The sequence below is a fragment of the Clostridium rhizosphaerae genome (genome assembly GCF_016765585.1).
Classification (GTDB): Bacteria; Bacillota; Clostridia; order Clostridiales; family Clostridiaceae; genus Clostridium_AT; species Clostridium_AT rhizosphaerae.
In genome coordinates this window covers 743,440-756,105 of record NZ_JAESWC010000002.1, presented here as the reverse complement: position 1 = coordinate 756,105, position 12,666 = coordinate 743,440, and the positions used below count along the sequence as shown (strand labels likewise).

Annotated in this window: 16 protein-coding genes; 7 read left to right on the top strand and 9 right to left on the bottom strand. The window is 31.3% G+C overall.

All coding sequences use genetic code 11. From position 1 onward, the window contains the following. Positions 1 to 142 precede the first annotated feature (142 nt). The 5 genes from JK636_RS06765 to JK636_RS06745 all read left to right on the top strand — a co-directional run bounded on the left by JK636_RS06765 (position 143) and on the right by JK636_RS06745 (position 3,305). Positions 143 to 394: a hypothetical protein gene (locus tag JK636_RS06765; RefSeq protein WP_202748074.1), complete on the top strand. Its 252-nt coding sequence runs from the start codon at positions 143 to 145 to the stop codon at positions 392 to 394. Between the two features lie 281 nt (positions 395 to 675). Beyond that, on the top strand, positions 676 to 1,266 hold the full coding sequence (gene cobC, locus JK636_RS06760) for an alpha-ribazole phosphatase (protein ID WP_202748073.1): 591 nt from the start codon (positions 676 to 678) through the stop codon (positions 1,264 to 1,266). Positions 1,267 to 1,305: 39 nt separating this feature from the next. Next, positions 1,306 to 2,061 (top strand): adenosylcobinamide-GDP ribazoletransferase, encoded by a 756-nt coding sequence (gene cobS / locus JK636_RS06755; RefSeq protein WP_202748072.1) that lies wholly within the window; start codon positions 1,306 to 1,308, stop codon positions 2,059 to 2,061. 21 nt (positions 2,062 to 2,082) lie between these two features. Beyond that, positions 2,083 to 2,577, top strand: coding sequence for an ECF transporter S component (locus JK636_RS06750; RefSeq protein ID WP_202748071.1), 495 nt, complete (start codon positions 2,083 to 2,085; stop codon positions 2,575 to 2,577). Next, positions 2,559 to 3,305: an AIR synthase related protein gene (locus JK636_RS06745; RefSeq protein WP_202748070.1), complete on the top strand. Its 747-nt coding sequence runs from the start codon at positions 2,559 to 2,561 to the stop codon at positions 3,303 to 3,305. Before JK636_RS06750 ends, JK636_RS06745 begins: the two co-directional genes overlap by 19 nt. A gap of 55 nt (positions 3,306 to 3,360) precedes the next feature. Here JK636_RS06745 and JK636_RS06740 read toward each other — a convergent pair whose 3' ends face one another. The 9 genes from JK636_RS06740 to JK636_RS06705 all read right to left on the bottom strand — a co-directional run bounded on the left by JK636_RS06740 (position 3,361) and on the right by JK636_RS06705 (position 9,809). Then, positions 3,361 to 4,257, bottom strand: a complete 897-nt coding sequence (locus JK636_RS06740; protein WP_202748069.1) for a DUF2156 domain-containing protein — start codon at positions 4,255 to 4,257, stop codon at positions 3,361 to 3,363. A gap of 123 nt (positions 4,258 to 4,380) precedes the next feature. After that, complete coding sequence (locus JK636_RS06735; protein ID WP_202748068.1) at positions 4,381 to 4,944, bottom strand: TetR/AcrR family transcriptional regulator; 564 nt, start codon at positions 4,942 to 4,944, stop codon at positions 4,381 to 4,383. Positions 4,945 to 5,027: 83 nt separating this feature from the next. After that, positions 5,028 to 5,195 (bottom strand): hypothetical protein, encoded by a 168-nt coding sequence (locus JK636_RS06730; RefSeq protein ID WP_202748067.1) that lies wholly within the window; start codon positions 5,193 to 5,195, stop codon positions 5,028 to 5,030. 135 nt (positions 5,196 to 5,330) lie between these two features. Further along, positions 5,331 to 6,257, bottom strand: a complete 927-nt coding sequence (rocF, locus tag JK636_RS06725) for an arginase (protein WP_202748066.1) — start codon at positions 6,255 to 6,257, stop codon at positions 5,331 to 5,333. Positions 6,258 to 6,697: 440 nt separating this feature from the next. After that, entirely contained in the window at positions 6,698 to 7,255 is a 558-nt protein-coding gene (locus JK636_RS06720; protein WP_202748065.1) for a rubredoxin-like domain-containing protein, read from the bottom strand. Between the two features lie 152 nt (positions 7,256 to 7,407). After that, positions 7,408 to 7,584, bottom strand: coding sequence for a hypothetical protein (locus JK636_RS06715; RefSeq protein ID WP_202748064.1), 177 nt, complete (start codon positions 7,582 to 7,584; stop codon positions 7,408 to 7,410). 73 nt (positions 7,585 to 7,657) lie between these two features. Further along, positions 7,658 to 8,557 carry an arginase gene (gene rocF, locus JK636_RS06710; RefSeq protein ID WP_202748063.1) on the bottom strand — a complete coding sequence of 300 codons (900 nt, stop codon included), beginning with the start codon at positions 8,555 to 8,557 and terminating at the stop codon, positions 7,658 to 7,660. 176 nt (positions 8,558 to 8,733) lie between these two features. Beyond that, complete coding sequence (locus JK636_RS23830) at positions 8,734 to 8,865, bottom strand: hypothetical protein (protein ID WP_274601593.1); 132 nt, start codon at positions 8,863 to 8,865, stop codon at positions 8,734 to 8,736. A 104-nt stretch (positions 8,866 to 8,969) separates the two neighbouring features. Continuing rightward, entirely contained in the window at positions 8,970 to 9,809 is an 840-nt protein-coding gene (locus JK636_RS06705) for a CvfB family protein (RefSeq protein ID WP_202748062.1), read from the bottom strand. A gap of 309 nt (positions 9,810 to 10,118) precedes the next feature. Here JK636_RS06705 and JK636_RS06700 point away from each other — a divergent pair, with 309 nt between their 5' ends. Together JK636_RS06700 and JK636_RS06695 are read left to right on the top strand one after the other, a co-directional pair. Further along, positions 10,119 to 11,387, top strand: a complete 1,269-nt coding sequence (locus JK636_RS06700; protein ID WP_202748061.1) for a dicarboxylate/amino acid:cation symporter — start codon at positions 10,119 to 10,121, stop codon at positions 11,385 to 11,387. A 212-nt stretch (positions 11,388 to 11,599) separates the two neighbouring features. After that, a complete protein-coding gene (locus JK636_RS06695) occupies positions 11,600 to 12,505 on the top strand; it encodes a deoxyribonuclease IV (RefSeq protein WP_202748060.1) in 906 nt (301 codons plus the stop codon). The last annotated feature ends 161 nt before the right edge of the window (positions 12,506 to 12,666 follow it).

The window sequence follows — 12,666 nt, the reverse complement described above, 5'->3', positions numbered from 1 at the left end:
AATTATTTGTATAAAATTATTGTAGAATACTATGTTTAGTTATATACTTAAGACATACTAGTAATTTTATGAAACATTAAAAAATTATTGCAAATGCAGTACTAACTGCTGTATTTACATACAGAAGGCAGGAGGTAAAGGAATGCGTACAACTGAAAGTCTGGTAGAAGCATTAGAAGCTCTGTATTTAGGCAGAAAAATAGTAGTTTTGGTGGATGATGTAAAAGTAAAGTATGATGCAGAAATGTATATACTTACAAAACTCTTGCAGCATCAAGGTATAAATCTTAGCATAGAAGACCTGGAGAAGGGAAACTATACTAAAGAACAGGCAGAGCGGATAACATCAGCATCTAGAAAAATAAAGTATTATTTAAAGTTTAAATTAAAATAAATATTTCAGAAATGCTCTATTAAGGTAATAGGGGATATTGCAAAGCAGCTTAAACCTACCGCGTGTTATTTGAATTCTGAGAAACTTTTGTTACGCAGATAAGACTAATAATTTTAAAATTAAAGTCTTATTACTGCTTGATCAAATGTTTCTAGAAATTCAATAGCACGCTGGGTTTTGCTGTTTTCCAGCATTCCCTTATTTTTTGTGTTTCATAAACAACTTCGAATATAGATTAGTTTAACCTATTATTTCAATTAGATGAAAGGAAAATGAACTTAATGCAATTATATTTATTAAGACATGGTGAAACTGAGGAAAATAAAAGCAGGTTTTATTATGGTAAGCTTGATGTAAGCTTAAATGAAGTAGGTATAGATCAAAGTAAAAGGGCAGGAGAGTTATTAAAAGAAATAAAGTTTAACAGTATTTATATAAGCGAGAGGAAAAGAACTAGAGAAACAGCAGAATTTGCTTTAAATAATGGAGATTTAAACCTAATTACAGATAAGAGAATAAATGAAATAGATTTTGGAAAATTTGAAGGAAAGAATTATGAACAAATACAAAAGGAATTTCCATCAGAATATGAAATGTGGAATGAGAACTGGAAGGAGTTTGCGCCTCCGGGAGGTGAAAGTTACAGGCAATTTTACAGCAGGATTAAGGAGTTTTTGGAGGATATTCTTCATAAGGAACAGGAAAATGTGCTTGTTGTAACCCATGGTGGTGTTATAAGAACAATTTATTGCTGCGTGCTTGAGGGAAATCTTGATTTGTATTGGAAGTTCTCGTCTAAAAATTGCGATATAAGCATAATAAAATATGAGTATGGAAATTTATTCATTGACAGTATTAGTCATGTAAAATAGAATTGTTTAGTAAATAAGTATTGAAAGGAATATAATACAATGAATAAATATGTTAATGATTTTTTACTGATGTTTCAGTTCTTAACAAGAATACCTGTAAATATCAGTCTAAAATGTGAGAAGGAAAACTTTAAAAGAGGAGCTATTTTTTTGCCTTTGGTAGGCTTTATTGTGGGAGGAATACAGTGGCTTATATATATGTTATTTTTTAAGGTTACTTCTTTAGGCATAGCAGCCATTTTTGCTGTTCTATCGGGAATTTTAGTTACAGGTGCTCTTCACGTAGACGGCTTGGGAGATACATGTGATGGTTTTTATGCCTTTAAGGGCAAGGATAGGATAATAGAGATAATGAAGGACAGCAGGATAGGAACCTTTGCCTGTATTGCTATAGTAATGGATATTATGCTTAAAGTTAATTCTCTAGCCTATTCCTCTCAGTATAGTTCAGCCTTAATAATTATTGCTGTACCAGTGATATCTAAATTTAGCATAGTGTTTCTTTCTTTTGTGGGAAAGCCGGCAAAAAGTACTGGATCAGGCAATTTATTTGTAGGAAACATGAGTGGAATTGTAGTTTCCATTTCTGCTTTTATAGCAGCAGCAATCATTTATATAATGCTTGGCTTAAAAGTTACAGCAGCTATGTTTATTACAGCTGTAATCATAACTCTGTTAGTAAATAAATACAGTGAAAGTAAAATTAACGGTTTAACTGGAGATCTATTAGGCGCAAATAATGAAATAGTTGAAATTTTTGTGATGCTTGTATACATAGCTTTGTATAAAATTTAAAAGATAGAAGAGGTTGAAATTATGAAAACAAAAAAATTAATTATATTATCACTTTTTATTGCACTAAGCTTTATAGGTGCAAATATCAAAATAGCAGGAAGCATAGCTTTTGATTCAATGCCAGGTTTTCTATGTACATTAGTATTAGGACCTTTATATGGCGCTATAGTAGGAGCAATAGGACATATTTTAACTGCTGCTATTAGCGGATTTCCTCTTACTTTACCTGTACATATAATTATTATGGTTGATATGGCCGTAACGATGGTACTGTTTGGTACAACCTATCGTTTTTTTTCAAAGATAAGCAAAAACCTTGGACTAGTTATAGCTGCGGTTATAGGCGTGGCAATAAACGGTCCTATATCTGTAATAATACTTATCCCTATAGTTGGGAAATCAATACTTGCCATGATACCAATATTATCTTTAGCAGCCTTAATAAATATAATTATTTCCCTTGTGGTGTATAAATTTTTGCCAAGGAGCATTAAACAATGGAAGTCAGAAAAATAAGAGATTTAAGTTTAATAACATTAGATGAAAAAATGACCATGGTAATAGCCTGTGACAGCTGTGGTTCCGTGGGCATTAAGGATGGAGACATATTAAAGGTACCACCTTTCTATGTTGGAAAATTAATATCAAGAGTAGCTTTATTGGAAGTTATATGTGCAGGTGCTGAGATAATAACATTAACAGATACAGTGTGCAATGAAATGAATACTACAGGAGAGGAAATAATTAAAGGAATCAAGCATGAATTAAGCTTGGCTGGAATAAAGGATGTTGTACTTACAGGCAGTACAGAAGAGAATTTTTCAACAGTTAGTACAGGGTTAGGTATAACTGTAATAGGTATAGCAGAAAACAATAAATTAAAAGTTAAGAATGTAAAAAATGAAGCTGTATGTATAAGCATAGGTATTCCTAAGGTTGGAGACGAAATAAATCTTGAAGAAGATTCAGAAATTGTAGATTATAGTTCAATATATAAGCTGTTAAATAATAATCTTGTTTATGAGATAGTGCCGGTAGGATCTAAAGGTATAGCTTACGAATGCAAACAGCTTGCTGAAAGTAATAGACTAAAACTATATTTTGAAGAACAATTTAAGGTAGACATCAATAAATCCAGCGGACCTTCTACATCTATAATTACCGCCGTTGACAGCAATGGGGTTAAAAATATACTTGAAAGTATTCCAAACTCTAATATTATTGCTCATTTAAAGAAAAATTGAATTATAAGTTTTAAAAGCAGTAGAAGATATAAACTCTTTTACTGCTTTCAATTATTTAAACACTAAGAATAAATTTCTTTTCAAGTTTTAATGGATAGTAGGACATTTTTGCTTTTCTAAGACCTTCGATGCCTAGGTCTTGCTCTCGATTAATTATTTCTGCATTACTGAAGCATTTATCAATTAAGGTTCGTGCAATAAAGCTGTATACTCCATTTATGTCTTTGTCGCCTTTTTCTATGTGAATTACCGCAAGCTTTTCATTAAGTCTTTCTCCAATGCTGAAAGCTGCTATTTTACCCTCCACATATACTGCAATTCCTTCAAGGTTTAGAAGTTCCATATTGTTTACTAAGTTTTTTATGGAAATAAGCTCATAATAAAGCTTATCATCCTTTTCTTCAGTCTCATCATACCATTTTGAAGCTGCGAAAATAACATCCTGAATGACCTTCTCACCGCATATATCAACAACCTCATAGTTGTAATTCTTTATAAAATAGTTATAGTGATTCTTTTTTGCATGAAGTTTTTTCCCTGAGAAAGTCATGAGCTTTTGAGCTTCGTAAAGATAGTCAAAATTATCTCTGTCTTCTTCTATACAAAGTTCATCATTAGCATGAAGTAAAGTTTTAACTTCATTAATAAAGCTTTCTTCTAAATCTTTAAATAAGTACTCCATTGAAGCTTTTTCTTTATATGTTTTAAGTACTTCTATAATTTCCAATAAGTTTTCTTTAGTATAGCCTAAAGGCTGCATAAAATGATAATTGCCTTCAAAGTCTTTCTTTTTTAAGATTAAAGCATTTTTATATATACAGTACTGTATATCACAGGCATCTTTCCAAATGTATAAGCTTGTAAAAGAATATTCGCAGCTTAAAAATTTATAAGGGTAAATATAGCTGTCTATTATTTTTTTATCTTCTAAATCTAATTTCTTAAATATCATAAAAACTACCTTTCCTTTAATATAATAACTGAATGTTCGTTTAATAATAGCAAAAAGTTTAATGAGATTACCTTATAATATATGCATCATAAATTAGTCTCGCTATTATAATTGAATGATTAATTACAGGAGCAGGGCTTCTTGAACTATTTTAATCATTTCTTCAAGCATTATAAGCTTTTCTTCTTCAGAGCTGCAGTGCTTCTCAGAAATAGATTTAATTGGAGAGAACATAAAAGCTAAAAGATTATCATTTCTAACATTCTTAATGGCTTTTTTCTCTTTCATATCTTCAAATAGTTTATAAATAGGATACTTTCCTTTCATTACCTTGCACTGATTTATCAATACAGGGCAGCTGGAAAATTGCTCAACGAAATTAAATATATCTTTATTTTCATGGATATATGCATAGTAGCTTCTAATTAATATTTCAATGAGCTGATTACCAGACATATCATCAGTTATTTTACTGAGTAAATGATAGTAAATTTCTTCATAGTATTCAAGGTATATATCTTGAAGCATTGTGTCTTTGTTTTGATAGTATATATAAACTGTAGCAGGGGAAACACCAGCTTCCTTAGCAATCTTTGACATAGAAGTTCCGTGAAAACCCTCTTCCAGTATTAATTTAACTACAGCCTTTTTAATATTTCTTTGCTTCTCATCATCTTTTTTTCTCATTTACTCACCTCAATTCTACTTCTATAATAAATGATCATTCATTTATTGTCAATAGATTTATAAGTAAATGTGGGAACTTATACTTATTTTTCCTTTTTTAAAATTTCTGCTTTATCATCAGGAAAATAATAAACTCCTTGGTCAGTAGTTACAAAAGAATCAAGTTCTTTGCTTTTTCTTGAATTATCTAAACTAAATCCATCTACTATTTGTCTTAATTTGTCATCAGATAATTTAATATTCTTTTTCATTTTTAAGCCTCCAATTAATAGTTTGATAAATATAGTTTTCCTATAAAACAGGGGATTATGAAAGTTAAAAATTAGTAAAAATAAAGAGTACATCAAAATTTAATAATACTGTTTTTGATGTACCCTTTTTTTGTTTTAACCTAGCATTAACTGATTGTTTATATTTGAACTGTAGTTTTCAAAAATGCACCTTATAAGTTCTATATATAGATCAGCAGTTTTATTGTTATCATCGAGTTCAGGATTTAGTTCTACTAAGTCCAAGGAAACCATAAGTCCAGAAGAAGCTAAAGCTATTAGTACCTTTTTTGCTTCTTCTATGGTTAGACCGTTTCTAACTGGTGTACCTGTACCAGGAACGTAACTGGAGTCAATGGAATCTATATCAAAGCTTACGTGAACAGCATCAACTCTTTCCTTAAGATAGGATATGCTTTCTTCCATTACTTTTTCTATTCCATATTCATATACCTTGTCCATTTTGAAGGCATTAATTTTAGAATTATCTATTAAAGCAACTTCACCTGGATCCAAATCTCTTCCTGCTATGTGTACAACATTTTCATCTTTTACTTTTATTCTATGTTCAAACAGATTAACCAATTTGTCTGGTCCTTTACCTATTGATGCTGCCAGCGGCATGCCATGTATATTTCCTGTTTCAGAAGTTTCACGAGTATTTAAATCACCATGAGCGTCAATCCAAACTACGCCCAGATTTTTATACTGTTTGCTCACTCCTGCAATACTGCCAATTCCAAGGCTGTGGTCTCCTCCAAGAACTAAAGGAAAATTTCCACTTGAGATAGAGTCATACACTTTAAAAGCAAGCTTTGTGTTAGCATCTACCACCACATCATAAAACTTTAATTTTTGATCACATCTGTAAATATGGTCATCATTAACTTCTGCAACTTCTATATTACCTAAGTCGCAAACATCAAAATTCATTTCTCTTAATAAATCTTCTACTTTTAATTCTCTAAATTTATCTGGTCCTAGATTGCTTCCCTTTTTAGAAGCTCCGTAGCTTATAGGCATCCCTATAATATGTAGTGCCATGTATCATTCCTCCTAGCATTCCTTTGCTGTATAAAGTATAGGTTAATAATGTTTCCTTTTAATTAATACTATAAAAAAACAGGAAACAGATTATATTTTAAACAAATTTTCGGCATATGTCTACATAAATTTTTAAGAATTATGAGTGAATTTTATTTATGCCTTTGTTAAAGAAACATGTTGGATTGCTGCATGTTATTCAAAGCCTTATTAATATTGGCACTAATGCTTTCTACAATGCAAAAAATATGTTTGTTTCAACGCTCTTCTTAAACAGGCCTTTACTAAAAGCAAGTAATAGCCTTATTATTATTCACATATTTAAATATAAACCTATAAAAATATTTAAATATTTATATATTTACTGAAGCCATGCTGGTTTGCAGTAGAATAAATAAAAAAGGATCTGAATATACATTCAAATCCTTGAGAAGCATGGCTTAGCCTGGCATTTTAGAGTCAGTTAATTTTCCTCCTATTTTTCCTAAAGCGGTACAGGTTGCAAGATTAACAATAGATAAAACAAATACAATAGCTTTTTCTGGTAAAGTTCTAAAACTTGTCTCAATTAAGACTATAGTAAGTATAGAAGATACAAAAAGTATAATTCCAAGATATATTTTAATTTTTAAGTAGGGTGGAGACAGCTTTTTGAATCTAACTTTTCCATCGTAAATGCCGCTTATAATAGCTATTAAAACCGTAATAGGAAAGAAGATAGATAAAATTTTTACAGTTGTTAACAGGTTTTCTGAAAAACTTCCTGATAGTAAAAAGGAAAGTATTAAAAAGCCTGTAGAAAACACTGCTATTGCCTCTGGAAAATGTACTGTGATAGGGTGAAGATGAAGATTTAAAAAATTTTCCCTTTTTTCGCTTACCTTGCTTTTGTACTCCACAAAAGCGGTTTTAGGAACGCCGCACGCAGGGCATACATCCTTTAAGTCCTTTTCTTCCATAATAAAACCGCAAACTTTACAAATAACGTATTTTTTCATAACAGCCTCCTGCAAATGTAAAATATAATTATAGATAAAAAGTTTCAACTATATATTATAAATTTTATTAATTTAGCTTAAAAAGTATAACTATAAAAATAAAAAAACACTATTTTGCTTTTAGATCAAAATAGTGTTTTTAACCTTATAAGTTATTCTTCTACAGGTTTAAATCGGATTACATTGTTAACTATTGAATAGGTATAATGAAAAGGTTGATTTTCTATTTCTACAGACATTGAATGATCAGTGAAATCCGTAACCTTTACTTCATCTGCCCCTATTGCATAGGTTTCACAAAATAAGTTTAGCACATTGCTTTTATCCATTGTATAATCTCCTTTGCTTAATTTTATAGCTATAGTATTTGCTTATTTATTATAAATTATTAGAACAATTTTCCTATGCCATATATTTAAAGGTCCAATCTAATAAATCTATTGCTAAGTCAGCTGTCATATCATTTCTATCTAACAAAGGATTAAGTTCAACGAAATCCATGGATTTTACAAGTCCGCTTTCAGCGAAAATCCTTAAAAGAATTTTTGCCTCATCTATAGTCATGCCGTCAGGTACTGGTGTCCCAGTCCCTGGCACAAATTGAGCGTCAATAAAGTCTAAATCGAAGCTTAAATGAATTGTATCGATATCTTTTTTCTTTAAATTATTCATTACTTCATTAACAACATATTCAAGTCCATATTCATGAATTCGCTTTGCAGTATAAACGTTAAGATCTTCTTTCTTTATTAAATCATATTCCCCCTTATCAAGGTCTCTTGCTCCAACAATATATACATGTTCATTTTCTACCTTTTTTCCTTTAAAATAAACATCTACAAGGTCAGGGTAGCCAATTCCCATTGCTTTAGCTAGCGACATGCCGTGCACGTTAGCACTTTCACTGGTTTCATGGGTGTTTATATCACCATGAGCATCTACCCATACTACAGCAAATTTTTTGCTTGCTCTGCTCACTCCTGCAACACTGCCAAGACCTATGGAATGATCGCCGCCGATTATTAATGGAAAACTGCCGCTTTTAATTGAGGAATAAACAATATGAGCAAGATTATTATTTACCTGTACTATAGGATCAAGGTATTTCATATTGGGATGTGAGAAAAATTTATTGTATTCTTTAACCTGGGGCACAAAAAGATCTCCAAAATCAAATACTCTGTGATTATATTTTCCTATAACTTCTACAATATTTTTTTCTCTAAGCTTTTCCGGTCCATATTCAGGTCCTCTTTTATCGGCACCGTAAAAGATAGGGACGCCTATAATATTAATATCCATAAAATTACCACCTTTTGCTTTACATTTAAAACTAAGAATAGTATGCCACTGTTTATTGAAAATAATTACATTTCACATATAGTTCTTATTGTATTTTGGGTAAAACAAAAGGGCATAACCTGAAAGTTATACCCATTAACAGTGTGCAATGCAATACAGTTGTTACATTGCATATATTATACTTTTGGATTTGGATTTTTGTCTGTACGTGTAGTTTGAGCCGTATTCATGCTCATGCTGTTTCCTTTATTATTGCTTGGAGTTTTATTTGCTTTAGCGTTTTTAGCTTGATTTTCACCTTTACTCATAATTAGTCTCCTTTCACTGGAATCTTTATCAAGAGCCAGCTTATCAGTAAAAAATTTAACACTTATATTTTTAACTGATTAAAGGCTAAGTATGTAAGATATTTTTACTTTATTTTTGTTCCGTTTTCATTTTGCTCAATCAAGTTTTTTTTCATAAGCCTGCCTAAAGCTTGTTTAAAGTAGTTTTTGCTAATATGAAAAGCTTCATATATTACTTCGGGAGAAGTCTTATCATTAAATGCCATAAAACCATCATGTTCTTTTAGATAAGCTAATATTTTTTCTTGAAGTTCACTTACTTCAGTTTTAGCAGATTTTCTTGTTGAAAGACCTAATTTGCCTTCTTCGTAAATTTTATTAACCGTTAGTTCTAGCACATCTCCATGATGAACATCGTTAAAATATTCATTGTTTAAAATAACGCCTCTATACATGTTGTCTACAGCTATCATGACGCTTTTATTGGTTTGAAAGCCATAAACAGTTCCTTTAACTGTATCACCAACTTTGTATTTGTCTGTAATATCAAGATACCTGTCTATGTTGGTTGTTGCGGCTATTCTTCCTGTCTTATCCAGATATATATAAAATAAATAGAATTTACCATCTGAAAGTCCGTAAAGTCTTTCTTTTAAGGGCACAAGTATATCCTTATCAAGTCCGAAATCTATGAAGCTGCCGATTTTAGTAGTAGCAACAACCTTAAGATATGCTAAATCAGAGACCTTTGCAAGAGGCTTTTCTAAGGTTGCAATTAATCTGTCCTTTGAATCTCTATATATAAAGACATCTACTTCATCATCAACATTAAGCTCATTACCTAAGGTGCTATTATTGGGAAGAAGTATATCATCCTTAGAGTTTCCGGTTCCAGCATCTAAAAAGTAGCCAAAGTCAGTTTGTCTTATAATTTTCAATTTATTAAAATCACCAATTTGAATCAAGTTCATTACCTCTTTCTGTTTTCAATATAAATATACTGTATTTATTGTTCTTCATTTTAGCATATTTTATGAAATTTGTATTCCTTTTTTATTATATATAATGTAAAAGTTCTAATACATTAATGACGTTCCCAAATTCCTTGAAGATTAGATATTTTGTGACAGTATCAATGTAAGAAATTTATTGAACTATATATAAAATAATATAGCACTTTTTGCGGGGTTTAGAGCAATATTGGTTATGTATCTAGTAAAATTTGTTGATATAATATTAATTAGAAATAATGATATATATTTAGGAGGAAAAAGATGAGCTTATTAAAAAATTATAAATCTTCTATTATTTTACTCGGCTCTGTATTATTAGGTGGAATTACAGGAGCTGTAATGGGACCCAAAGCAGCAGTGCTGGAGCCTTTTGGAAATTTGTTTTTAAATTTAATGTTTACAATAATAGTACCTCTTGTATTTTTCAGTGTTTCTTCTGCAATCGCTAATATGGCAAGTATGAAGAGGCTTGGGAAGATAATGGGAAGCGTGATAATTGTGTTTACTGCCACAGCCTTAATAGCCGCAATTATTGGAGTAATCGGAGCAGTTTTGATAAACCCTACAAAGGGAATAGATCATGGAATAATACAAAAGCTTATGGCTTCTGCTGGTGAAGCACCCAAGGCTGAAAAGGCAGGAGTACTTCAGCAGATAGTTAACACTTTTACTGTATCAGATTTTATGAATGTGTTTTCAAGAAAGAATATGCTTCAGCTTATTGTGTTCTCTTTATTATTTGGAATTTCAACAGCCTTGGTAAAAGAAAAGGCTGAGCCGGTTGCTAAATTTTTAAAAGCTGGCTCTGAAGTTATGATGAAATTCGTGGATATTATAATGTATTATGCTCCAATTGGACTTGGCTGCTATTTTGCTTCTGTTATAGGTCAGCTTGGAACTCAGATATTGCAGGGTTATTTAAGAGTTTTTGTTCTATATTTGCTGCTTTCAGTAATTTTGTATTTTGGAATATTAACTTTATATGCATTTTTGGCAGGTGGAAGAGAAGGAATAGCAGTTTACTGGAAAAATGTCATAACACCGTCTATAACTGCTTTAGCAACATGCTCAAGTGCAGCTTGTATACCTGTAAATCTTGAATATACAAAAAAAATGGGCGTCCCAGAGGACATATCAGAAACTGTTATACCGCTTGGGGCTAATACTCATAAGGATGGTTCCGTAATTGGAGGTGTGATGAAGATTACATTTCTTTTCGGATTATATGGAAAGGATATGAAAAGCTTAAGTGCTATAGTTGGTATAATATTTGCATCATATTTAGTTGGTGCAGTAATGGGAGCTATTCCTGGAGGTGGAATGATTGGTGAAATGCTTATATTAAGCGTCTATGGTTTTCCACCGGAAGTTTTGCCTATAATTGCGGTTATAAGCACAATTATAGATGCGCCAGCTACACTTCTGAACTCCACAGGAAACACAGTATGTGCTATGATGGTTACAAGGATTGTTGAAGGAAAGAACTGGCTTGTAAATAAAGTGAGCAGTTCTAATGAAGTAAAGGCTTAGGAAATAAATTATAGAAAAAATAATTTAAGTTAAGATAGTTCTATATAGATAAACGATACGTAAACTTAATTTATACAAACTGAAAATGCTGGATCTTCAACAGTTTTCAGTTTGATAAGTTAATAGTTGAAGTTGTTTCGCTATATGATATAATAGGAAATAAGAATTATTGTTAGATATTTAATGTTGCAAAAGTTTAGAGAGGTGATTTAATGCTAAAGATAGGATCTCATGTATCCATGAGCGGAAAGAAAATGATGTTAGGTTCTGTAGAGGAAGCTCTTTCTTATGGCGCAAATACATTTATGATATATACAGGGGCACCACAGAATACTGCAAGAAAGCCTGTTGAAGATTTAAAGATAGAAGAAGCTTTAAAGGCTATGGAGGAAAATGGAATAGAGGAAATCGTTGTTCATGCTCCATATATAATAAATTTGGGTAACAGCGAAAAGGCAGAGACTTTTGAATTGGCTGTAAGTTTTTTAAAGGAAGAAATAAGAAGAACAGAAGCCATTAAAAAAGCAAAGCAAATTGTTTTACATCCTGGAGCTCATGTTGGTGCCGGTGATGAAAAGGGCATACAGCAGATAATTAAGGGATTAAATGAAGTTATTACGAGGGAGCAGCAGGTTCATATCGCGCTTGAAACTATGGCAGGAAAGGGTTCAGAATGCGGGAGAACCTTTGAGCAGCTTGCGCAGATAATTGAGGGTGTGACTTATAATGAAAAGCTGAGTGTTTGTCTCGATACATGCCATATAAATGATGCAGGTTACGATGTTGTAAATAATTTTGACGGCATTTTAGAAGAGTTTGATAAAATTATAGGTCTTGACAGGCTTAGGGTAATACATTTAAATGATAGTAAAAACCCTTTAGGCGCAAGAAAAGACAGACATGAAAACATAGGTATGGGATATATAGGTTTTGAGGCGTTAAATTATGTGGCTAATCATGAAGCATTAAAACATATACCTAAGATATTAGAAACTCCTTATGTATCAAATGATTCAGAGGATAAAAAGGCTCCTTATAAATATGAAATCGAAATGCTTAGAAATAAGCAGTTTGATAATAGTTATAAGGAAAAACTCTTTGATAATTTATCAAAATAAAGTGAAATTAGGAATAAAATATAAGTATATAGAAAGTCAAGTACAGCAAACAGCTTTACTTGACTTTCTTTGCGTTTATATTTAATTTTCGGAAATCTATTGTATAAAAATAAGAAAAAATGTTTGGAGCTTTCAACAAGATACGCTATGGAAAAAATTTA

Bases quoted from the DNA above. Each gene is read 5' to 3' on its own strand.
- JK636_RS06700 (WP_202748061.1), top strand. From the start codon at position 10,119: ATGAGCTTATTAAAAAATTATAAATCTTCTATTATTTTACTCGGCTCT.
- rocF (WP_202748066.1), bottom strand. From the start codon at position 6,257: ATGGCACTACATATTATAGGGATGCCTATAAGCTACGGAGCTTCTAAA.
- JK636_RS06720 (WP_202748065.1), bottom strand. From the start codon at position 7,255: ATGAAAAAATACGTTATTTGTAAAGTTTGCGGTTTTATTATGGAAGAA.
- JK636_RS06745 (WP_202748070.1), top strand. From the start codon at position 2,559: ATGGAAGTCAGAAAAATAAGAGATTTAAGTTTAATAACATTAGATGAA.
- JK636_RS06740 (WP_202748069.1), bottom strand. From the start codon at position 4,257: ATGATATTTAAGAAATTAGATTTAGAAGATAAAAAAATAATAGACAGC.
- cobS (WP_202748072.1), top strand. From the start codon at position 1,306: ATGAATAAATATGTTAATGATTTTTTACTGATGTTTCAGTTCTTAACA.
- JK636_RS23830 (WP_274601593.1), bottom strand. From the start codon at position 8,865: ATGAGTAAAGGTGAAAATCAAGCTAAAAACGCTAAAGCAAATAAAACT.
- JK636_RS06715 (WP_202748064.1), bottom strand. From the start codon at position 7,584: ATGGATAAAAGCAATGTGCTAAACTTATTTTGTGAAACCTATGCAATA.
- cobC (WP_202748073.1), top strand. From the start codon at position 676: ATGCAATTATATTTATTAAGACATGGTGAAACTGAGGAAAATAAAAGC.
- JK636_RS06730 (WP_202748067.1), bottom strand. From the start codon at position 5,195: ATGAAAAAGAATATTAAATTATCTGATGACAAATTAAGACAAATAGTA.
- JK636_RS06695 (WP_202748060.1), top strand. From the start codon at position 11,600: ATGCTAAAGATAGGATCTCATGTATCCATGAGCGGAAAGAAAATGATG.
- JK636_RS06750 (WP_202748071.1), top strand. From the start codon at position 2,083: ATGAAAACAAAAAAATTAATTATATTATCACTTTTTATTGCACTAAGC.
- JK636_RS06765 (WP_202748074.1), top strand. From the start codon at position 143: ATGCGTACAACTGAAAGTCTGGTAGAAGCATTAGAAGCTCTGTATTTA.
- rocF (WP_202748063.1), bottom strand. From the start codon at position 8,557: ATGGATATTAATATTATAGGCGTCCCTATCTTTTACGGTGCCGATAAA.
- JK636_RS06735 (WP_202748068.1), bottom strand. From the start codon at position 4,944: ATGAGAAAAAAAGATGATGAGAAGCAAAGAAATATTAAAAAGGCTGTA.